The organism is Burkholderia sp. BCC0397, assembly GCF_902832865.1.
Classification (GTDB): domain Bacteria; phylum Pseudomonadota; class Gammaproteobacteria; order Burkholderiales; family Burkholderiaceae; genus Burkholderia.
This window is the reverse complement of record NZ_CADFDL010000008.1, coordinates 222,072-241,460: the sequence shown is the minus strand read 5'-3', so window position 1 is coordinate 241,460 and position 19,389 is coordinate 222,072. Positions and strand designations below refer to the sequence as shown.

The following is a 19,389-nucleotide window of genomic DNA, read 5'->3' as shown; positions in this document are numbered from 1 at the left end:
CATGGAGTGGGTTAGATGACGTTCTGGAATCTGTATTTCATCCTGAAGTTCGCGCTGTTCGCGACCGGGCACCTGCAGCCGTTCTGGCTCGCGAACCTCGCGTTCGCGGTGGCGCTCGCGGCGAGCGCGCCGATCCGGGCGCGCGCGTGGCGCATCGTCCGGCAGGTCGTGGCGATCGCGATCGCGGTGCCGCTGCTCGCGCGCGAGCTGCATGCGCCGCCGCTCGCCCGTCTCGCGGAGGCCGCGCGCGAAGTCAGCACGTTCCGTCTCGACTACTGGATGGAGCTGCTGCCGCGCCTGTTGCCGCCCGTGCTGGCGCTGACGATCGTCGGCGTGCTGATCGTCTATTTCATCGTCAACCGCTGGCTGCGCGTCGCGACGTTCGTGGTGGCCGTGCTGGTCGTGATGCCGCTGTGGCAGGCCGGCAGCGGGCTGATGGCGCGCGTCGCCGCGCCGGCCCAGCCGCAGGCGAACGCGGCGGGCGCCACGCGCGTCGACCAGCCCGAGGACCACAACGCGGCGCTCGCGACGTTCCGCGCGCAGGAGTCGCAGCGGCAGGTCGCGTTCGGCCATCTCGGCAGCGATCCGGCCGCGCAGTTCGACGTGATCGTGCTGCACATCTGCTCGCTGTCGTGGGACGACCTCGATGCGGCGAAGGTGCGCAACCACCCGATGCTGAGCCACTTCGACTACCTGTTCACGAACTTCAGCACGGCCGCGAGCTACAGCGGCCCGGCGGCGATCCGCGTGCTGCGTGCGAGCTGCGGGCAGGAAGCGCATGCGGACCTGTACAAGCCCGCGCCGCAGCAGTGCCACCTGTTCTCGCAACTGGCGGGCGCCGGCTACACGGTGCAGTCGCTGCTGAACCACGACGGCCATTTCGACAACTTCCTGCAGGTGATCCACGACAACATCGGCGTGGCCGATGCGCCGATGATCTCGAACGCGGCCGCGCCGGTCGCGATGCACGCGTTCGACGGTTCGGCGATCAAGGACGACTATTCGACGCTCGCGAACTGGTACGCGCAGCGCGCGGCGGTGCCGGGGCCGGTCGCGCTGTACTACAACACGATCAGCCTGCACGACGGCAACCGCGTCGTCGGCAGCGCGCTGACGAGCATCGACTCGTATCCGCAGCGCGCGACGAAAATGATGACCGACTTCGACCGTCTCGCCGACCTGATCGCGCAATCGGGCCGCCGCGCGGTGATCGTGTTCGTGCCCGAGCACGGCGCCGCGTTGCGCGGCGACAAGAACCAGGTCGCGGGGCTGCGCGAGATTCCGACGCCGCGCATCGTGCACGGGCCGGTCGGCGTGCGGCTCGTCGGCTTCGCCGGCAACCACGGCGCGACGACCGTGATCGAGCAGCCGACCAGCTTCCTCGCGCTCGCGCAATTGCTGTCGAACCTCGTGTCGAACAGCCCGTTCAAGCCGGGCGCGACGCTCGCGCAATATGCGGCCGATTTGCCGCGCACGCGGATGATCGGCGAGAACGAGGGCACGGTGACGATGCAGACGGCCGCGGGTTACGCGGTGAAAACTCCGGACGGCGTATGGATCGACGAACAGTAACGATGGCCGGCGAAGGCGACGACGATCGCCTGTCGCAACCGAACGACGTGATCGGCCTCGCGCGGCATCTGCCCGCGCTCGATCCCGAGCGCTATGTCGACGAACAGGCGCGCCGCGCGTTCGACGCGTCGCTCGATCGCTGGCCGGTGCTCGCGAAGCTGATGGGATTGAAGCGGTAAACGCACGACGGCCGGCGTGATGGCCGGCCGTCGTCGGTTCGTCGGGATGGGCCGCTTAGTGCGCCTTGCGCTCCGACTGGCGCGTCCATTCGTCTTCTTCGCCCGGCACCTTGCCGAACGTCTGATCGGCCCACGCGGCGCGCGCCGCGTCGATCTTCGCGCGTTCGCTCGACACGAAATTCCATTCGATGAACCGCTCGCCCGGCAGGTGTGCGCCGCCGAGCAGCATCACGCGTGCGCCGTGCGCGCTCGCGAGTGCGACGGTCGCGCCCGGTTCGAGCACGGCCATCGTCGTGGGCGCGAGCGGCGTGCCGTCGACGGTAAGGTCGCCGTCGACGAGATACACGCCGCGTTCGTCGTGCTCCGCATCGAGCGCGAGCTGCCCGCCCGACGCGAATTCCGCAACCGCATAGAGCGTCGGCGAGAACACGGCGACCGGCGACGCGAGCCCGAACGCGGTGCCGGCGATCACGCGCACGGTCACGTCGTCGCGCGTGAACGACGGCAGCGTATCGGCCGCGTGATGAACGAACGCGGGCGCGGTGTCCTCATGCTCGACCGGCAGCGCGACCCAGGTCTGGATCCCGTGCACCGGCTGCTCGCGCGGCCGATCCTCGTCGGGCGAGCGCTCCGAATGCACGATGCCGCGGCCGGCCGTCATCCAGTTCACGTCGCCCGGCACGATTTTCTGCCGGAAGCCGAGGCTGTCGTGATGCATCAGCGAACCGTCGAACAGGTAGGTAACGGTCGCGAGGCCGATGTGCGGATGCGGCAGCACGTCGATGCCGCGGCCGGCCGGCAGCACGGCCGGCCCCATCTCGTCGAAGAAGATGAACGGGCCGACGAGGCGCGCGGCGCGCGCGGGCAGCACGCGACGCACGACGAGGTTGCCGATGTCGCTTTCGCGCGGCGTGAGCAGGGTCTTGATCGAGGCGGACATGACGGAAATCTCGTGACGGTGGCGGGGGCGATGGCGGGAAGCGCTCAGGCGATCGCCGTGTCGATCGCGATCGGATGCGTGAGGATCTTGTGCACCGGGCACGCGTTCGCGATCTGCAGCAGGCGTTCGCGCTGCTCGTCGGTCAGGTCGCCGTCGAGCGTGATGCGGCGCACGATCGTGCTGCCCGCGCTGCCCGATTCGTGCGCGAGCTTCACGTGCACTTCGTCGAGCGGCCAGCCTTTTCGTTGCGCATACATCTTCAGCGTGATCGCGGTGCACGCGCCGAGACTCGACAGCAGCAGCGCGACGGGCGTCGGCGCCGCATCGCCGCCGCCGAGCGACGCGGGTTCGTCGGCGCGCCACTGGTGGACGCCATCGCTGAAGTGGACGAGGTAATCGACCGGGCCGATGCTCGCTTCGACGGTGAGTTCGCTCATTGAAATTCCAGGTGGGAAAGGGGACGGGCAGGGCCGGGCAGGCCGGACGTTACGGTTCGAGCAGGCGCTGCAGCCGCAGCTCCTCGAAATCGAGTTCCGATTCTATGCGGTGCAGCACCGCGTCGTCGACCCGGCCGTCGCGATGCAGGTCGAGCAGCGCGTCGCGCGACACGCCGACCAGCTCGAGCTCGACGCGCAGCATCCGCGCACGCACGTCCGCGGGCGCCGCACCGTCACGGTGCGCGCGTTCGTTGAACGCGACGCGGCTCCGGTATTCGGTCAGCAGCCGGTCGAGCGATGCACGTTCGAGGCCGGCGCCGCGCTGCTCGCGCGCATCGAGTTCGGCGAGCGCCGCGCCGAACGTATGCGCACGCACCGCGTGTTCGGACATCGTGCGGCGCGCGGCCGGGCGCAGCTTCAGCACGCGGATCAGCGGCGCGAGCGTGCCGCCCTGCACGACGAGCGTCGCGATGATCAGCAGGAACGTGCTGAACAGGATCAGGTCGCGGCCGGGGAAGTTGGCGGGCAGCGCGATCGCGGCCGCGAGGCTCACGACGCCGCGCATGCCCGACCAGCCGAGCACGACGGCCTCGCGCCACGACCACGGCGCGTGGCCCGCGCGCCGCGCGCGCAGGCGGCCCGGCAGCCACATCGCGACGAACACCCACACCACGCGCGCGCCGATCGCGGCGGCCGTCGCCGGCAGCGCGACCCGCAGGCCGGCCATCAGCACCGCGCCTTCGTGGTTCACGCCCGCGAGGATCGCGTGCAGCGCGAGGCCGATCAGGATGAACACGAGCGCGTCGAGCACGAACACGATCGCTTCCCACGTCGCCTTCGCCTTGATCCGCATGTCGGCGTCGAACACGCGATGCTGGCGCACGCCGAGCACGAGGCCGCAGGTGACGACCGACAGCACGCCCGAGCCGCCGACGGCTTCCGCGATCCCGTAGCTGCCCCAGGCCATCGCGAAGGTCACGACGATGCCGAGCATCGGGTCGCGCAGGCGCGGCAGCACCCAGCACATCGCGTGGCCGCACGCGAGGCCGACCGCGATGCCGATCAGCGTGAGCGAGAAGAACAGGCCGGTGGCGCTGGCCGCCGTGATCGACACGGCGAGCGCGGCCGACACGGCCATCTGGTACAGCAGCAGGCCCGACGCATCGTTGACGAGGCTTTCGCCTTCGAGCACCGCGACGAGCCGCGCGGGCAGCGGGTGGCGCTGCAGGATCGCCTTCGCGGCGACCGCGTCGGGCGGCGACACGATCGCGCCGAGCGTGAAGCACGCGGCCCACGGCAGCGCGGGATTCGCCGCATGCACGGCGAGCGCGACCGCGACGGTCGTGAACGCCACGGCCCCGAGCGCGAGCGACGCGATCGATGCGAGCTCCTGCCGGAATTCCTTCCAGGCGGTGTAGAAGCCGCTCGACATCAGGAGCGGCGGCAGCACGGCCGCGAGCAGCAGCGCCGGGTCCATGTCGGGCACGCGCTTGCCGGCGACGGCGACCACGCAGCCGCCGAGCAGCAGCACGACGGCCGGCGGAATCGAGACGCGCTCGGCGAGCCACGTGAGGGCGCCCGCGCCGCAGATCAACAGCAGCAGGTAATGGAACAGCTCGACGTTGGTCATGCGCGGCCGGCGGCGATGGGGTGGATTACGAAGGCTTGCGGTCGTTCGCGGCGCCGCCCGGCAGCGCGCCGAACATGTGCTGGCTGCACTGCGCGTCGCGCCATGCGGTGTTCAGCCGATGGCCGGACAGCATGCGGCGCGCGACGGGCAGGATCTGTTCGCCGGCCAGCATGCCGAGCAGGCCGGTGAGCGCGATGATCGGCGGCGCGGGCGAGTTCAGGCCGAGCGCGCCGTAGATGACGCCGGCGAGGATGCCGGCGAGCAGCGACAAGACATACGGTTTCATGGTGGTGCGCCTCGTGATGGCCGAGCGGCACCGGAACGGCACCGTCAGAGTCTTGAAAGCGTAGCGGGTTTGCGTGAAGAAAAAAAGAGCGGGGCGCCCCGAACGGGCATCCATTCAGGAATCGGATCGATTCCGTTTCTTGGGTGTTCGCGCCGCGCGTTTGCGGCTTAAATGTTTCGGCCCGGATGATGACGATCCGGCGCCGACGCATTCCGGGCTCCTCCCGTTTTCACGGTCGAGGCAGGCTTCCCTTTTCCCGTTCACAGGACCCATCCGCCATGAGCAACCCGAAACTTGAAGTACTGACGCCGCAGAACAGCCAGCTGATCTTCATCGACCAGCAGCCGCAGATGGCGTTCGGCGTGCAGTCGATCGATCGCCAGGCGCTGAAGAACAACGTCGTCGGGCTCGCGAAGGCCGCGAAGGTCTTCAACATCCCGACCACGATCACGACGGTTGAAAGCGACAGCTTCTCGGGCCACACCTATCCCGAGCTGCTCGACGTATTCCCGAACCAGAAGACGCTCGAGCGCACGTCGATGAATTCGTGGGACGACCAGAAGGTGCGCGACGCGCTCGCCGCGAACGGCCGCAAGAAGGTGGTCGTGTCGGGCCTGTGGACCGAAGTCTGCAATACGACGTTTGCGCTGTGCGCGATGCTCGAAGGCGACTACGAGATCTACATGGTCGCCGACGCATCGGGCGGCACGTCGCAGGCCGCGCACGATTTCGCGATGCAGCGCATGGTGCAGGCCGGCGTGGTGCCGGTCACGTGGCAGCAGGTGCTGCTCGAATGGCAGCGCGACTGGGCGCGGCGCGACTCGTACGACGCGGTGATGGCGATCGCGAAGGAGCATTCGGGCGCATACGGGATGGGCGTCGACTACGCGTACACGATGGTCCACAAGGCACCGCAGCGCACCGCGACGCCGCACGAGTCGATTCCGGCCGTGCCGGCGAAGTAACGGGCCGCCGGCCGCGATCGCCGCGCGGGATGCGGCGATCGCCTGCCGTCGGCCGTCGCGCGTTCAGGCGACGGGCAGCGCCCACGGCGCGTGCGCGAAGTGTTCCGCGAGGAAGTCGAGCAGCACCGTCACGCGCGCGGCGCGCAGCATGCCGGGCGGCGTGACGAGGTTCACGTTGATGTCCGCGATCTTCCAGTCGCTCATCACTTCCTCGAGCTCGCCGCGCTGCATCGCGTCCCACACGAGGAACTCGGGCTGCAGCGCCAGGCCGTGACCGCCGACGAGCGCGGGGAGGATCACGTCCGCGTTGTTGGTGCGGATACGCCCGTGGACGGACACGCCGACTTCGTCGCCCGATGCCGGATGACGGAAGCGCCAGTGCTCGGGCGTCGGCAGGTTCGTGTACGTGAGGCACACGTGCTGTTCGATGTCGCGCGGATGCGTGGGGCGGCCGCGCCGGTCGAGATACGCGGGCGACGCGACGAGCGGCCGGCGCACCGCGCAGAGACGGCGCGAGCGCAGCGTCGAATCGCTCAGCTCGGCGATGCGGATCGCGACGTCGAAGCCACCCGACACGATGTCGACGATGTGATCGGTGAGCACGAGATCGATGTCGACGCGCGGATAGCGCTCGAGAAACGCGGGCAGCACCGGCGACAGATGGTGCACCCCGAACGACATCGGCGCATTCACGCGCACGAGGCCGTGCGGTTCGAGCGCCTGCGCAGTCGCTTCGTTTTCGATCAGCTCCGCATCGGCGAGCAGGCGGATCGCGCGGTCGCGCAGCAGTTCACCGGTCGGCGTGAGCGACAGCTTGCGCGACGTGCGGTACAGCAGCATCGCGCCGAGGCGCTTTTCGAGGCGTGCGATCGCTTTCGACACGGTGGGTTGCGATACGCCGAGCAGGTCGGCGGCTTTCGCGAACGAACCCGTCTCGGCGACGCGCGCAAAGATGGCCCAGGCTTCGAGATCAGGAAGGTGTTGCATGGTCGGAACGGATGGCAGGGAAGCGAAACGGATGCGATGCGCCGCGCACGCGGCCTCGTGATGCGGGTGATTCTAATCCGGCCGGGAGAAAAATCGTTATGGAATCTTATCTACTTTCATTGGGCGCCGGCGTGCTGATCGGCGTCGTGTACAGCGTGATCAGGGTGCGCTCGCCGGCGCCGCCGCTGATCGCGCTGGTGGGCCTCGCCGGCATGCTGGTCGGCGCGCAGGCCATTGCGCCGGTTCGTCACTGGCTCGGCTTCTGACCGCATCGAGGACATTTCATGAGCGCAACCGATACCCAACCCGATCTCATCCTGCACAACGGGCGCATCACGACGCTCGATCGTGCGAACCCGGTCGCGACCGCCGTCGCGATCAAGGACGGTCGCTTCGTCGCGGTCGGCGGCAACGCGGAGATCGTGCCGCTCGCGGGCCGCGCGACGAAGGTCGTCGACCTCGACGGCCGCACCGTGCTGCCGGGCCTGATCGACAACCATACGCACGTGATTCGCGGCGGCCTGAACTACAACCTGGAGCTGCGCTGGGACGGCGTGCGCTCGCTCGCGGTCGCGATGGAGATGCTGAAGCGGCAGGTCGCGATCACGCCCGCGCCGCAGTGGGTGCGCGTGGTCGGCGGCTTCACCGAACACCAGTTCGCCGAGAAGCGCCTGCCGACGATCGACGAACTCAATGCCGTCGCGCCCGATACGCCCGTGTTCATCCTGCACCTGTACGACCGCGCACTGCTGAACGCGGCCGCGCTGCGGGTGGTCGGCTACACGAAGGACACGCCGGAGCCGCCGGGCGGCACGATCCTGCGCGACGACGCGGGCAACCCGACCGGGTTGCTGCTCGCGAACCCGAACGCGACGATCCTCTATGCGACGCTCGCGAAGGGCCCGAAGCTGCCGTTCGATTATCAGTACAACTCGACGCGTCACTTCATGCGCGAGCTGAACCGGCTCGGCGTGACCGGCGTGATCGATGCGGGCGGCGGGTCGCAGAATTATCCGGACGATTACGAAGTGATCCGCAAGCTGCACGACGCGGGCGAGATGACGGTGCGGATCGCGTACAACCTGTTCACGCAGAAGCCGAATGCGGAGAAGGAAGACTTCGTGAACTGGACCAGGAGCGTCAAGTACCACGACGGCACCGACTACTTCCGTAACAACGGCGCGGGCGAGATGCTGGTGTTCTCGGCGGCCGACTTCGAGGACTTCCGCGTCGCGCGTCCGGACCTGCCGGCGCAGATGGAAGACGACCTGGAAGGCGTCGTGCGCGTGCTCGCGCAGAACCGCTGGCCGTGGCGCATGCATGCGACCTACGACGAAACGATCAGCCGCGCGCTCGACGTGTTCGAGAAGGTGAACCGCGACATTCCGCTCGACGGGCTGAACTGGTTCTTCGATCATGCGGAAACCATCTCCGAGAAGTCGATGGACCGGATCGCTGCGCTCGGCGGCGGCATCGCGGTGCAGCACCGGATGGCGTATCAGGGCGAATACTTCGTCGAGCGTTACGGCGCGCAAGCCGCGGAGGCGACGCCGCCGGTGGCGAAGATGCTCGGCAAGGGGCTCAAGGTGTCGGCTGGTACCGATGCGACGCGCGTCGCGTCGTACAACCCGTGGGTGTCGCTCGCGTGGCTCGTGACGGGCAAGACGGTCGGCGGTCTCAGGATGTATCCGCAGCGCAACCTGCTCGATCGCGAAACCGCGCTGCGGATGTGGACCGAGTACGTGACGTGGTTCTCGAACGAAGAAGGCAAGAAAGGGCGCATCGCGGTCGGGCAACTGGCCGACCTGATCGTCCCGGATCGCGATTTCTTCACATGCGCGGAGGACGATATCGTCGACACGAGCGCGTTGCTGACGGTGGTCGGCGGCAAGATCGTGTGGGGTGCGGGGCCGTTCGCGTCGCACGATGCGCCGATTCCGCCGGCGATGCCCGACTGGTCGCCGGTGCGCGAGTTTGGCGGCTATGGCGGCTGGGGCGCGACGCAGCACAACGGCGCGCCGTTGCAGCGCGCGGCGGCCGCTGCGATGTGCGGCTGCGCGAATGAATGCAACGTTCACCAGCATGCGCATGTGGGCGCATGGGCAAACGCGTTGCCGACGTCGGACGCGAAGGGCTTCTGGGGCGCGTTCGGGTGCTCCTGCTGGGCGGTCTGACATGACGACGCGCATCGCTTACGGCAACCCAGCGTGGATCCGCGTGCTGCTGTCGCAGCCGTGGGTCCTGCCGCTCGCGCGCCTCGCGCTGGTGTCCGCCTATCTGCTCGGCGGCGTCGCGAAGGCGCTCGATTTCCATGGTGCAGTCGCGGAGCAGGCGCATTTCGGCCTGCATCCGGCCGCGCTGTGGGCGGCGCTCGCGATCGCGGTCGAGATCGTCGGCTCGCTGTGCGTGGTGTTTCGCCGCTTCACGTGGCTCGGCGCCGGCAGCCTCGGCATGCTGACGCTGGTCGCGATGGGCGTGGCGAACGATTTCTGGAACCGTTCGGGCGCCGAACATTTCATGGCGCTCAACAGCTTTTTCGAGCATCTTGGGCTGATCGCGGCACTCGTGCTCGCGACCGTGCTCGACGATGCGCGGCAACCGGCCGATGATGGCCGTTCCATTCGATGACGATGCAACAACCAGGAAATCCTGTGATGAAATCTGTTCGTTCCGTGCTGCTCGCCGCGATGCTCGCGGGCGGCCTTGCCTGCGCGCCGACGGCGTTCGCGAAACCGCCGGCGCCGCCCGCGGTGGTGCCGACGGTGGCGGTCGGTCCGCAGTACGACACGACCCACGTGTGCGTCGCACCCGAAGACTTCGACCGCTTCACCGACAGCTTCGTCGCGATGTTCGGCGGCAAGAAGTCGAAGCAGGGCGTGTTCCAGGTTACGCCGACGCCGAGCCAGACGATGTCGCAACTCGTGCTGACGCCGGTCGGCACGATCTCGGTGTTCGGTTTCAAGACGCCGATCCCGTATCCGTTCTGCGCGGAGCGCACCGGCTATCTCGTCACCGACATGGACGTCGCCGTGAAGTCGGCGCGCGAGCACGGCGCCGACGTGATCGTCGACACGTTTCCCGATCCGATCGGCCGCGACGCGATCGTCACGTGGGCGGGCGGCGTGAACATGCAGCTCTACTGGCATACCCAGGCGCCGCATTACGACGCGCTGCAGACCATCCCCGAGAATCGCGTGTACGTGTCGCCGCAAAGCGTCCGCAAGTTCGTGCATGACTTCGTCAAGTTCTCGAAAGGCAAGGTGGTGTCCGACAACTTGAAGGCGCCGGGCATCGAGATCGGCCGGCCGGACGATACCTACCGCCGCATTCGCATCGAATCGGGCTTTGGCAAGATGACCGTGCTGGTGACCGACGGCCATCTGCCTTACCCGTTCGGGCGCGAGATGACCGGCTACGAAGTGGCCGATCTCGCCGCGACGCTGAAGCAGGCCGAAGCCGCGGGCGTGACCGTGCTCGTGCCGCCGTTCAAGTCGGACGGCCGTGACGCGGCGCTCGTGCAGTTCCCGGGCGGCTACGTCGCCGAGATCCACGCGAGCGCGGCGCGATGAAGCACGAGGATACGATCCTAGCCGCGGTGGCCGGCTTCGTCGACACGCTGAGCTTCGTCGCGCTGTTCGGGCTGTTCACCGCGCACGTGACCGGCAACTTCGTGCTGATCGGCGCGGGCATCGCGGGCTTCGGCCAGGGCGTCGTGCTGAAGCTCAGCGTGTTTCCGGCGTTCGTGTGCGGTGTCATCGCGAGCAGCCTGATCGCGCGGTCGATGGCCGCGCGGCCGGCGTGGCAGGGCACGCGTGTGCTGCACACGGTGCAGGCCGTGCTGCTGCTCGGCTTCTGCGCGGCCGGCGTGTGGGCGACGCCCGTCACGCAGCCCGACAGCCTGGCGGCGCTGGTGGCCGGCATCGTCGGCACGTTCGCGATGGGCGTGCAGAATGCGCATCCACGCGTGATCGCGCGCGCGGGCGGCGTGCCGAATACGGTGATGACCGGCAACGTCACGCAGGCGATCCTGGATGCCGTCGACATGCTGTCGCCCGGTACGGCGGACAGCGTGCGCGTCACCGCGCGCGCACGCTTCGCGAAGATGCTGCCGGCGATCGTCGCGTTCGCGCTCGGCGCGGCGTGCGGTGCGCTCGGGTTCCGCTATGTCGGATTCCTGGCGCTGCTGGTTCCCGTCGGCGCGCTCGCGACGCTTGCGCTGTGCGCGGCGCAATCAGCCGGTACGACCACGCAGGAGCGTGCATGATCGAGCGACGGAGGCGACGCCACGGCCGCCGCTTCGAGCGGGCCGCGCGTGTGTCGGTCGTCGCGGGGCTGCTGTTCGCGGGTGCCGACGCTGCGTTCGCGGAAACGGCAGATGCGTCGACCTCGACTCCGACGCCGGCCCCGACGCAAGAGCCGGCTCCGACGCCGGCCTCGACGTCCGCAGCCACCACCGCCTCGACGTGCACCGCCAAGCGGCCGACGGTGCTGTTCAACCGCTGGCAGGAAGACTGGTCGGTGCTCGCGAATCCCTGCGTGCCGCGCGCGCCGCTCGACGGACTGAAATATATTCCGATCGGCAACGATCCGTCATCCTATCTATCACTCGGCGTGAACCTGCGCGAACGCCTGGAGACCAACGACGCGCCGCTGTTCGGCATCGGCTCCGCGCAATCGGATACGTACCTGATCCAGCGCGTCGAAGTGCACGCCGATGCGCATCTCGGCCCGCACTGGCAGTTCTTCGCGCAATTGCAGGACGCACGCGCGTTCGGCAAGAACACGGTGTCGCCGGTCGACAAGAACCCGTTCGATCTCGAACAGGCGTTTGCGACCTACACGGGCGCGCTCGGCGGCGGCACGGTCAAGTTCCGCGTCGGCCGTCAGGAGATGGCGTTCGACCTGCAGCGCTTCATCGCCGCGCGCGACGGCCCGAACGTGCGACTCGCGTTCGATGCGGTGTGGGCCGATTACGAATACGGCAAGTGGCGCTTCATCGGCTATGCGACGCAGCCGGTGCAGAACCGCAACGCGTCCGATTTCGACGACGTGTCGAATCGCGATCTCACGTTCAGCGGCGTGCGCTTCGAGCGGCAGTCGGTCGGGCCGGGCGACCTGTCGGGCTACTGGTCGCGCTACAACCGCAACAACGCGCGTTTCCTCGATGCGAGCGGCCCCGAGCATCGCGATGTATGGGACGTGCGCTACGCGGGTACGCAGGGCCGCTTCGACTGGGATCTCGAAACGATGCTGCAGACCGGCACGGTGGGCAACAACACGATCCGCGCGTGGGCGGTCGGCTCGATCGCCGGCTACAAGCTCGATGCGCCGTGGTCGCCGCGCATCGCGCTGCAGGTCGACGCGGCATCGGGCGACCGCCATCCGCACGACGGCCGCGTCGGCACCTTCAATCCGCTGTTTCCGAACGGCTATTACTTCACGCTGGCCGGCTATACGAGTTACGCGAACCTGATTCACGTGAAGCCGTCCGTGACGCTGAAGCCGACGGCGAACCTGTCGCTGCTCGGCGCGCTGGGTTTCCAGTGGCGCGAGACGACCGGCGACGCCGTCTATCAGCAGCCGAACATCCCGGTGCCGGGAACGGCAGGCAAGCGCAGTCTGTGGACGGGCATGTACGTGCAGTTGCGCGCGGACTGGACGATCGCCGCGAACCTGATCGGCGCGATCGAGGCCGTGCATTTCCAGGTCGGCGACGCGATCCGGCAGGCGGGCGGGCACAACGCCGACTACGTCGGCGTCGAGCTGAAGTACGGCTGGTGACGGCGGCGCGCGGCCACCCGCACGCGGCATGAAAAAGGGCAGCCCTGCGGGGCTGCCCTTCGTTCGTCCGGGCCGGCAGCGCGGCCGGCCCGGACGCGGTGATGGCGATGCCGTTACAGGTTCGGCGACAGCGCGAGCGCGTTCGTCAGGTCGCCCATCGGCTGCGCGCCGTTCGCCTTCAGCGCGTCGTCGCGCTGCTGCAGGCCCGCGAGGCGCGGCAGCGAGAAGCGGCGCGTGATGAAGCGCAGGATCGAACCCGTGTCGTACTGCGTGTGATCGACGAAGCCCTGCTTCGCATACGGCGACACGATCAGCGCCGGAATGCGGGTGCCCGGGCCCCAGCGGTCGGCATTCGGCGGCGTGGCGTGATCCCAGAAGCCGCCGTTTTCGTCGTACGTGACGACCACGACCATGTTCTTCCATTGCGGGCTGGCCTGCAGGTGCGCGATCACGTCGGCGATGTGCTGGTCGCCGGACGTCACGTCCGTGTAGCCCGGGTGCTCGTTCAGGTTGCCCTGCGGCTTGTAGAACGCGACCTGCGGCAGCGTGCCCGCATCGATCGCCTTGATGAACTCGGCGCCGTTCGCGCCGCCGTCGAGCAGGTGCTGCGCACGGCTCGCGGTGCCCGGCGCCTGGTTCGCGAAGTAGTTGAACGGCTGGTGGTGCGGCTGGAAGTTCGGCGTCGACAGGTCGGCGCCGTAGATCACGTTCGACGTGCCGTTCTGGCTCGCCTGCAGCGCCTGGCCCCATGCGCCGCCATACCACGCCCACGACACGCCCGCGTTGGTCATCAGGTCGCCGATGTTGGTCGCCGTCTGCGGCGGCATCGTCGATGCATTGGCCGGATCGGCGAGCAGCGGGTCGCCGCCCGTGGCCGCCTTGTTGCCGCTCGGCTGATACGCCGGCTGCATCGTGTTGATGCCGTAGAAGTCAGGCGTGAGCGCGCCGTCGTTGACGAACTTCGGCGGGCCGCTCAGCGCGGAAGCCGGCGAGTTCGTCGCGACCTTCAGCGACTTGCCGTCGGCATTCAGCACGGCGATCTTGCCGGCCGCCGGGCTCTTGTCGGCGTTCGGGTAGTACGGTGCGCACGCGCAGACCAGGTACTGGTGGTTCAGGAACGAGCCGCCGAACGCGCCCATGAAGAAGTTGTCTGCGAGCACATACTTCTGCGCGATCTTCCACAGCGGCAGCTTCGCCGGATCGGCCGTGTAGTGGCCCATCGTCAGGCCGCCCGCGTCGGTCCATGCGGCGTACATGTCGTTCTTGCCGCCGTTGATCTGCATCTGGTCCTGGTAGAAGCGGTGCACGATGTCGCGCGTCGCGATGCTCATCGACTGGTTGAAGCCTTTCGGATCGTCGATCGCGAACGGCGCGTTCGGCAGGTTCGCCGTCATCGCCTCGGTCACCGCCGGCGTGATGCCGGTCGCGGTCAGGCCGCCCCAGATCTTCGGCAGCGTCGCCATCGTCGAGCCGTCGCGATCCTTCTGCACCGAGTTCGCGGCCGTCGCGTTCTGCAGACCGTTCGCGCCCGGGAAGTTGCCGTACAGGTTGTCGAAGCTGCGGTTTTCAGCGTAGATCACGACGACGTTCTTGACGGCCGACAGGCCCTGCTGCGTGACGTCGTCGCCGCCGCAGGCGGTCAGGCTGAGCGCGGCCGCAAGGGCGATCGGCGTGTAACGAATCCAGGCGTGCTTCTTCATGCGATGTTCTCTCTCATTCGTCGTTGGTCGCGTGTGGGAACCGGGTGGCGGGAGGGCCGGCGCACGAACCTCGCGGTACCGCCCGGCTGCGCGCATTATCTGGAACCGATTTGACAGCCGGGTGTAGGGCCGCTTTCAATTGACTGTCGGTCGAACGTCATTCAACGGTCACGGAACTGACATAAGCTCCGGCCGATTGCCCACCGCTACTAGAACAACGACGATGCACACCCTTTTGAAATCCTTCGCGTCCGCGCGATCGCTGATTCCCGCCGCGGCGACGCTCGCGATGGTCGGCGCGCTCGCGGCGCTCGCCGGTTGCGATGCGCAGCCCGGCACGACGACGTCGGCCGCGTCCGTCGTACCGGCGGCCCCGGCGGCCCCGGCCGCCCCGGCCGCCCCGGCCGCCCCGGCGGTCGCGCCGGCCGGCCAGCCGCAGACGCGCGCGCAGGTGTTCGAGGGCGTGAAGCAGATGACGGCACTCGGCAAGCAGCTGTTCTTCGATCCGTCGCTGTCCGGGTCCGGCAAGCTCGCTTGCGCGTCGTGCCATAGCGCCGAGCATGCGTTCGGGCCGCCGAACGCGCTGTCGGTGCAGCTGGGCGGCGACGACATGCACCGCACCGGCTTTCGCGCGGTGCCGTCGCTGAAGTACCTGCGCGGCATCCCGCCGTTCAGCGAGCACTTCCACGATTCGCCGGACGAAGGTGACGAAAGCATCGACGCGGGTCCGACCGGCGGGCTGACGTGGGACGGTCGCGTCGATACGCGCGATGCGCAGGCGCGCATTCCGCTCACGTCGCCGTTCGAGATGAGCAGCTCGCCCGCAAGGGTCGCGAAGACGGTTCGCGCCGCACCGTATGTCGACGCGTTCCGCAAGGCGTTCGGCGACCCGGTGCTCGGCAACGACCAGGCGACGTTCGATGCGGTGCTGCGCGCGCTCGACGCATTCCAGCAGCAGCCGGCGCTGTTCGATCCGTACACGAGCAAGTACGACGCGTATCTGGCCGGCCACGCGCAGCTCACGCCCGCGGAGTTGCACGGGCTGCAGCTGTTCAACGACGAGAAGAAGGGCAACTGCGCGAGCTGCCACATCAGCCAGCGCACGCTCGAAGGCGGCCCGCCGCAGTTCAGCGATTTCGGGCTGATCGCGGTCGCGGTGCCGCGCAACCGCGCGCTGCCCGTCAATCGCGACCCGCGCTTTTACGATCTCGGCGCATGCGGCCCCGAGCGCACCGACCTGAAGGGCCGCGACGAATTCTGCGGGCTGTTCCGCACGCCGTCGCTGCGCAACGTCGCGCTGCGCAAGACGTTCTTCCACAACGGCGTGTATCACTCGCTCGAGGACGTGATGCGCTTCTACGTCGAACGAGACATCCATCCGGAGAAGTTCTACCCGGTCGTGCACGGCAAGGTGCAGATCTATGACGATTTGCCGAAGCGCTACTGGCCGAACATCAACCGCGAGCCGCCGTTCGACCGCAAGCGCGGCGACGCGCCGGCGCTGAACGCGGCCGAGATCAAGGACGTGATCGCGTTCCTCGGCACGCTGACTGACGGATATCAACCGGCGGCCAGGTCGGTCGCGTCGGCCGCGCGCTAGAAGACGTTCCTTGCGGCACGCATGCTATGCTCGCTCGCTGACGGGCGTGGCGCGTGCCGGAGCGCCGGCCGCCGGAGCGCCGGCATGCGCCGCGCCGTTCGATCGAACATCCAAGGAGAAAAACATGTCGATGCGTGCATCCCTTTCCATCGTCACGCGTGTGCTGGCCGGCGCCGCGTGCGCAGCCGCGATGCTGCCCGCCCATGCACAGAACAACCTGAACTTCCTGAACGACACGCCGATCAGCTATTTCAGCAAGACCGATCGCGCGTCGCTCTCCAAGGCGGTCGTGCAGGCGCGCGACGAAGGCAAGGACGGCGAAACCACGACGTGGCAGAGCAGCGGCCGCGGCACGCAGATCGACGCGAAGCTCACGCCGAGCACGACCGAGACCGACGGCAAGACCTGCCGCGAAGTCGCGACCGAAATCACCGCGAAGGGTCAGACGATGACGCTCAAGCCCGTCTACTGCAAGACGGCCGCGGGCAAGTGGCAACTGCAGAAGCGCTGAGCACGCGCGTGATGAAGCGGGGCGGCGCGCCGCGCACGGTGTCGTGCGGCGTCGTGATCCTCGATGCGGCCGGCCGCGTGTTCCTCGCGCACGCGACGGACACCACGCACTGGGATATCCCGAAGGGGCAGGGCGAACCGGGCGAGACGCCGGCCGACGCCGCGCTGCGCGAACTGCTGGAAGAAACCGGCATCGAGTTCGCGCCGGCACGGTTGCTCGATCTCGGCCGCTTTGCGTACCGGCACGACAAGGACCTGCACCTGTTCGCGGTGCAGGTGGCCGAAGGCGAGATCGATCCCGCGCACTGCACGTGTACGTCGCTGTTTCCGAGCCGTCGCGACGGCTCGATGATTCCCGAGATGGATGCGTACCGCTGGACCGTGCCGGCCGACATCGACACCTATGCGAGCCGCAGTCTCGCGCGGCTGTTTCGCACGAAGCTGTCGCTGGTGGAGCTGCATCGGCGGTTGTCGGGCGCGTGAACGGGCGCCGCGGCGTCCGCTGTCGCCTGCCGTTCTTCGGCGCGCGCCCATGAAAAAACCGGCCCTGGAGCCGGTTTTTTCATGGGCAGGCAGCGGCGGCTTGCGACGCCGCACGCTACCCGCGCGGAGCAGGCCGTCAGGCCGGCTTGCCCCAGCTGTCGCGCAGCCCGACGATCCGGTTGAACACCGGCTTGCCCGGCTTCGAATCGACACGGTCTGCAACAAAGTAGCCATGGCGCTCGAACTGCAGGCGCGTTTCCGGCGCGACGTCGCCGTTGCCCGGCTCGACGTACGCCTGCACGATCTTCTTCGAATCGGGGTTCAGCGCTTCGAGGAAGTTCGCGCCGCCCGCGTCCGGGTGCGGCTCCTTGAACAGGCGATCGTAGATCCGCACTTCGGCCGGCTGCGCGTGCTTCGCGCTGACCCAGTGGATGTTGCCCTTGACCTTGTACGTGTTCGCGCCTTCGGTGCCCGACTTGCTGTCCGGGAAGTAGTTGCAGTGCACGGCCGTCACGTTGCCGTCGGCGTCCTTGTCGAAGCCCGTGCATTCGATCACGTAGCCGTAGCGCAGGCGCACCTTGTTGCCCGGGAACAGGCGGAAATAGCCCTTCGGCGGATTCTCGACGAAATCCTCGCGCTCGATCCACAGCTCGCGCGAGATCGGGAACGTGCGCACGCCGCGGTCCGGGTGATGCGGATGCACGGGCGCCGTGCAGGCTTCCTCGAGGTCTTCCGGATAGTTGTCGATCACGAGCTTCAGCGGATCGAGCACCGCGACCGTACGCGCGGCCTTGTCGTCGAGGTCGTCGCGCAGCGCGCCTTCGAAGATGCTCATGTCGATCCACGAATCGATCTTCGTCACGCCGATCCGCTCGCAGAACAGGTGAATGCTTTCCGGCGTGAAGCCGCGGCGGCGCACGCCGACGATCGTCGGCATCCGCGGGTCGTCCCAGCCGTCGACGTGGCCTTCGGTGACGAGCTGCAGCAGCTTGCGCTTGCTGGTGATCGCGTACGTGAGGTTCAGCCGCGAGAATTCGATCTGTTGCGGCAGCGGACGCGCGAACACGCCGGCTTCCGCGAGCTCGTTCAGCACCCAGTCGTACAGCGGGCGGTGGTCCTCGAACTCGAGCGTGCACAGCGAATGCGTGATGCCTTCGAGCGCATCCGAGATGCAGTGCGTGTAGTCGTACATCGGATACACGCACCATGCGTCGCCGGTGCGGTAGTGGTGCGCGTAGCGGATCCGGTAGATCACCGGGTCGCGCATGTTCATGTTCGGCGAAGCCATGTCGATCTTCGCGCGCAGCACGTGTTCGCCTTCCTTGAACTCGCCGGCCTTCATGCGGCGGAACAGGTCGAGGTTTTCCTCGGGCGAGCGGTCGCGGAACGGCGACGGCTTGCCGCCTTCGGTCAGCGAGCCGCGGCTCGCGCGCATTTCGTCGGCGCTCTGGCTGTCGACGTACGCCTTGCCGCGCTGGATCAGCAGCTCGGCGAATTCGTACAGCTTGTCGTAGTAGTCGCTCGCGAAATACTGATGATCGACCGCGTCCTTGCGCCAGTCGAAGCCGAGCCAGCGCACTGCGTCGACGATCGAGTCGACGTATTCGACGCTTTCCTTTTCCGGGTTCGTGTCGTCGAAGCGCAGGTGGCACACGCCGCCGTAGTCGCGCGCGACGCTGAAGTTCAGGCAGATGCTCTTCGCGTGACCGATGTGCAGATAGCCGTTCGGCTCGGGCGGGAAGCGCGTCTCGACGCGTCCGCCCCATTTGCCGGTGCGGTTGTCGTCGTCGATGATGTTGCGGATGAAATTGGAAGCCGCGGGGGCGTCGTTGCGTTCGGTGCTCATGCGGTTGGCGTCAGGGTTGTGTCGGCGCGTCGCGCCGGTTTAATCCTGTAATTCTACCTGACCGGGGTCCGTCCCGCGCGGCCTGCCCGTCGGGCGCGGTCCGTTCGCGATGCGTACCGCAATATATCGAGTGTGTGTCGGCTGTAACACGACGTAAATCGGATTGCCGGCGCCGTTCGGCTTTTCCTATGATGGCTTCACCGATTCAATGCCGCCATTCTCAATTTTTGCGTGGCGGGAGGAAGCCAATAATCATGATGAAGAAGACCACTTTTCTCGTTCGTACCGCGGTGATCGTCGCGGCCCTGTCGCAACTCGGCGCATGCGCGATGACGCATACGCAGCGCAATGCCGGTATCGGCGCGGCTGCGGGCGGCGCGCTCGGCTACCTGATCACGGGCGGCCCGGTCGGCACGGTCGCCGGCGCGGCGGCAGGCGGCCTTGTCGGCGCCGGCGTACGCTGATTCACGCCG

At 67.9% G+C, this 19,389-nt stretch carries 20 protein-coding genes; 13 read left to right on the top strand and 7 right to left on the bottom strand.

Annotated features, from left to right (window positions below; translation table 11 throughout):
- Window positions 1–15: 15 nt before the first annotated feature.
- A complete protein-coding gene (bcsG, locus tag HWX03_RS24215) occupies window positions 16–1,572 on the top strand; it encodes a cellulose biosynthesis protein BcsG (RefSeq protein WP_175872928.1) in 1,557 nt (518 codons plus the stop codon).
- Entirely contained in the window at window positions 1,554–1,751 is a 198-nt protein-coding gene (locus HWX03_RS24210) for a hypothetical protein (protein ID WP_174386504.1), read from the top strand. The genes bcsG and HWX03_RS24210 overlap by 19 nt, the downstream gene beginning before the upstream one ends.
- 55 nt (window positions 1,752–1,806) lie before the next feature.
- Here HWX03_RS24210 and HWX03_RS24205 read toward each other — a convergent pair whose 3' ends face one another.
- Genes HWX03_RS24205 through HWX03_RS24190 form a run of 4 tightly spaced genes read right to left on the bottom strand, consistent with a single transcriptional unit; the run spans window position 1,807 to window position 5,044 of the window.
- Window positions 1,807–2,691 (bottom strand): pirin family protein, encoded by an 885-nt coding sequence (locus tag HWX03_RS24205; RefSeq protein WP_175872927.1) that lies wholly within the window; start codon window positions 2,689–2,691, stop codon window positions 1,807–1,809.
- A 44-nt stretch (window positions 2,692–2,735) separates the two neighbouring features.
- A complete protein-coding gene (locus tag HWX03_RS24200) occupies window positions 2,736–3,128 on the bottom strand; it encodes an OsmC family protein (RefSeq protein ID WP_174386506.1) in 393 nt (130 codons plus the stop codon).
- A 49-nt stretch (window positions 3,129–3,177) separates the two neighbouring features.
- A complete protein-coding gene (locus HWX03_RS24195) occupies window positions 3,178–4,758 on the bottom strand; it encodes a sodium:proton antiporter (protein ID WP_175872926.1) in 1,581 nt (526 codons plus the stop codon).
- A 25-nt stretch (window positions 4,759–4,783) separates the two neighbouring features.
- Window positions 4,784–5,044, bottom strand: coding sequence for a XapX domain-containing protein (locus tag HWX03_RS24190; protein WP_174432070.1), 261 nt, complete (start codon window positions 5,042–5,044; stop codon window positions 4,784–4,786).
- A gap of 278 nt (window positions 5,045–5,322) precedes the next feature.
- Between HWX03_RS24190 and HWX03_RS24185 the strand changes: the two genes are divergently transcribed.
- A complete protein-coding gene (locus HWX03_RS24185; protein WP_175820056.1) occupies window positions 5,323–6,009 on the top strand; it encodes a hydrolase in 687 nt (228 codons plus the stop codon).
- 63 nt (window positions 6,010–6,072) lie between these two features.
- Here HWX03_RS24185 and HWX03_RS24180 read toward each other — a convergent pair whose 3' ends face one another.
- Window positions 6,073–6,996, bottom strand: a complete 924-nt coding sequence (locus HWX03_RS24180) for a LysR family transcriptional regulator (RefSeq protein WP_175872925.1) — start codon at window positions 6,994–6,996, stop codon at window positions 6,073–6,075.
- Window positions 6,997–7,094: 98 nt separating this feature from the next.
- Here HWX03_RS24180 and HWX03_RS24175 point away from each other — a divergent pair, with 98 nt between their 5' ends.
- From HWX03_RS24175 to HWX03_RS24150, 6 genes are read left to right on the top strand one after another with little or no spacing between them, the layout of a single operon-like run.
- A complete protein-coding gene (locus HWX03_RS24175) occupies window positions 7,095–7,262 on the top strand; it encodes a DUF1427 family protein (RefSeq protein WP_174432067.1) in 168 nt (55 codons plus the stop codon).
- 18 nt (window positions 7,263–7,280) lie between these two features.
- A complete protein-coding gene (locus HWX03_RS24170) occupies window positions 7,281–9,170 on the top strand; it encodes an amidohydrolase (RefSeq protein WP_175872924.1) in 1,890 nt (629 codons plus the stop codon).
- Between the two features lies 1 nt (window position 9,171).
- Complete coding sequence (locus HWX03_RS24165; RefSeq protein ID WP_175872923.1) at window positions 9,172–9,624, top strand: DoxX family protein; 453 nt, start codon at window positions 9,172–9,174, stop codon at window positions 9,622–9,624.
- 26 nt (window positions 9,625–9,650) lie between these two features.
- The gene (locus tag HWX03_RS24160; protein ID WP_175872922.1) at window positions 9,651–10,565 is read left to right on the top strand and encodes a glyoxalase; all 915 of its coding nucleotides are present in this window, start codon (window positions 9,651–9,653) and stop codon (window positions 10,563–10,565) included.
- Complete coding sequence (locus HWX03_RS24155) at window positions 10,562–11,260, top strand: YoaK family protein (RefSeq protein WP_175872921.1); 699 nt, start codon at window positions 10,562–10,564, stop codon at window positions 11,258–11,260. Before HWX03_RS24160 ends, HWX03_RS24155 begins: the two co-directional genes overlap by 4 nt.
- Entirely contained in the window at window positions 11,257–12,777 is a 1,521-nt protein-coding gene (locus tag HWX03_RS24150) for an alginate export family protein (protein WP_175872920.1), read from the top strand. The genes HWX03_RS24155 and HWX03_RS24150 overlap by 4 nt, the downstream gene beginning before the upstream one ends.
- Window positions 12,778–12,890: 113 nt before the next feature.
- On the opposite strand, the gene HWX03_RS24145 is transcribed toward HWX03_RS24150, so the two are convergent.
- Complete coding sequence (locus HWX03_RS24145) at window positions 12,891–14,477, bottom strand: acid phosphatase (protein ID WP_175872919.1); 1,587 nt, start codon at window positions 14,475–14,477, stop codon at window positions 12,891–12,893.
- A gap of 223 nt (window positions 14,478–14,700) precedes the next feature.
- Between HWX03_RS24145 and HWX03_RS24140 the strand changes: the two genes are divergently transcribed.
- From HWX03_RS24140 to HWX03_RS24130, 3 genes are all read left to right on the top strand, one after another.
- The gene (locus HWX03_RS24140) at window positions 14,701–16,077 is read left to right on the top strand and encodes a cytochrome c peroxidase (protein WP_175872918.1); all 1,377 of its coding nucleotides are present in this window, start codon (window positions 14,701–14,703) and stop codon (window positions 16,075–16,077) included.
- Window positions 16,078–16,201: 124 nt separating this feature from the next.
- Window positions 16,202–16,588: a hypothetical protein gene (locus tag HWX03_RS24135; RefSeq protein ID WP_175820047.1), complete on the top strand. Its 387-nt coding sequence runs from the start codon at window positions 16,202–16,204 to the stop codon at window positions 16,586–16,588.
- 11 nt (window positions 16,589–16,599) lie between these two features.
- Complete coding sequence (locus HWX03_RS24130) at window positions 16,600–17,070, top strand: NUDIX hydrolase (RefSeq protein WP_174390661.1); 471 nt, start codon at window positions 16,600–16,602, stop codon at window positions 17,068–17,070.
- Window positions 17,071–17,206: 136 nt separating this feature from the next.
- Here HWX03_RS24130 and HWX03_RS24125 read toward each other — a convergent pair whose 3' ends face one another.
- A complete protein-coding gene (locus tag HWX03_RS24125; RefSeq protein WP_175820046.1) occupies window positions 17,207–18,916 on the bottom strand; it encodes a glutamine--tRNA ligase/YqeY domain fusion protein in 1,710 nt (569 codons plus the stop codon).
- Window positions 18,917–19,170: 254 nt separating this feature from the next.
- Here HWX03_RS24125 and HWX03_RS24120 point away from each other — a divergent pair, with 254 nt between their 5' ends.
- Window positions 19,171–19,380, top strand: coding sequence for an ornithine acetyltransferase (locus HWX03_RS24120; RefSeq protein ID WP_006497729.1), 210 nt, complete (start codon window positions 19,171–19,173; stop codon window positions 19,378–19,380).
- Window positions 19,381–19,389 lie beyond the last annotated feature (9 nt).

Excerpts from the sequence above, each read along its gene's own strand:
- HWX03_RS24195 (WP_175872926.1), bottom strand. The coding sequence starts at position 4,758 with ATGACCAACGTCGAGCTGTTCCATTACCTGCTGCTGTTGATCTGCGGC.
- HWX03_RS24130 (WP_174390661.1), top strand. The coding sequence starts at position 16,600 with ATGAAGCGGGGCGGCGCGCCGCGCACGGTGTCGTGCGGCGTCGTGATC.
- HWX03_RS24185 (WP_175820056.1), top strand. The coding sequence starts at position 5,323 with ATGAGCAACCCGAAACTTGAAGTACTGACGCCGCAGAACAGCCAGCTG.
- HWX03_RS24155 (WP_175872921.1), top strand. The coding sequence starts at position 10,562 with ATGAAGCACGAGGATACGATCCTAGCCGCGGTGGCCGGCTTCGTCGAC.
- bcsG (WP_175872928.1), top strand. The coding sequence starts at position 16 with ATGACGTTCTGGAATCTGTATTTCATCCTGAAGTTCGCGCTGTTCGCG.
- HWX03_RS24205 (WP_175872927.1), bottom strand. The coding sequence starts at position 2,691 with ATGTCCGCCTCGATCAAGACCCTGCTCACGCCGCGCGAAAGCGACATC.
- HWX03_RS24170 (WP_175872924.1), top strand. The coding sequence starts at position 7,281 with ATGAGCGCAACCGATACCCAACCCGATCTCATCCTGCACAACGGGCGC.
- HWX03_RS24190 (WP_174432070.1), bottom strand. The coding sequence starts at position 5,044 with ATGAAACCGTATGTCTTGTCGCTGCTCGCCGGCATCCTCGCCGGCGTC.
- HWX03_RS24160 (WP_175872922.1), top strand. The coding sequence starts at position 9,651 with ATGAAATCTGTTCGTTCCGTGCTGCTCGCCGCGATGCTCGCGGGCGGC.
- HWX03_RS24165 (WP_175872923.1), top strand. The coding sequence starts at position 9,172 with ATGACGACGCGCATCGCTTACGGCAACCCAGCGTGGATCCGCGTGCTG.
- HWX03_RS24175 (WP_174432067.1), top strand. The coding sequence starts at position 7,095 with ATGGAATCTTATCTACTTTCATTGGGCGCCGGCGTGCTGATCGGCGTC.
- HWX03_RS24135 (WP_175820047.1), top strand. The coding sequence starts at position 16,202 with ATGTCGATGCGTGCATCCCTTTCCATCGTCACGCGTGTGCTGGCCGGC.
- HWX03_RS24145 (WP_175872919.1), bottom strand. The coding sequence starts at position 14,477 with ATGAAGAAGCACGCCTGGATTCGTTACACGCCGATCGCCCTTGCGGCC.
- HWX03_RS24180 (WP_175872925.1), bottom strand. The coding sequence starts at position 6,996 with ATGCAACACCTTCCTGATCTCGAAGCCTGGGCCATCTTTGCGCGCGTC.
- HWX03_RS24150 (WP_175872920.1), top strand. The coding sequence starts at position 11,257 with ATGATCGAGCGACGGAGGCGACGCCACGGCCGCCGCTTCGAGCGGGCC.
- HWX03_RS24140 (WP_175872918.1), top strand. The coding sequence starts at position 14,701 with ATGCACACCCTTTTGAAATCCTTCGCGTCCGCGCGATCGCTGATTCCC.
- HWX03_RS24125 (WP_175820046.1), bottom strand. The coding sequence starts at position 18,916 with ATGAGCACCGAACGCAACGACGCCCCCGCGGCTTCCAATTTCATCCGC.
- HWX03_RS24200 (WP_174386506.1), bottom strand. The coding sequence starts at position 3,128 with ATGAGCGAACTCACCGTCGAAGCGAGCATCGGCCCGGTCGATTACCTC.
- HWX03_RS24120 (WP_006497729.1), top strand. The coding sequence starts at position 19,171 with ATGATGAAGAAGACCACTTTTCTCGTTCGTACCGCGGTGATCGTCGCG.
- HWX03_RS24210 (WP_174386504.1), top strand. The coding sequence starts at position 1,554 with ATGGATCGACGAACAGTAACGATGGCCGGCGAAGGCGACGACGATCGC.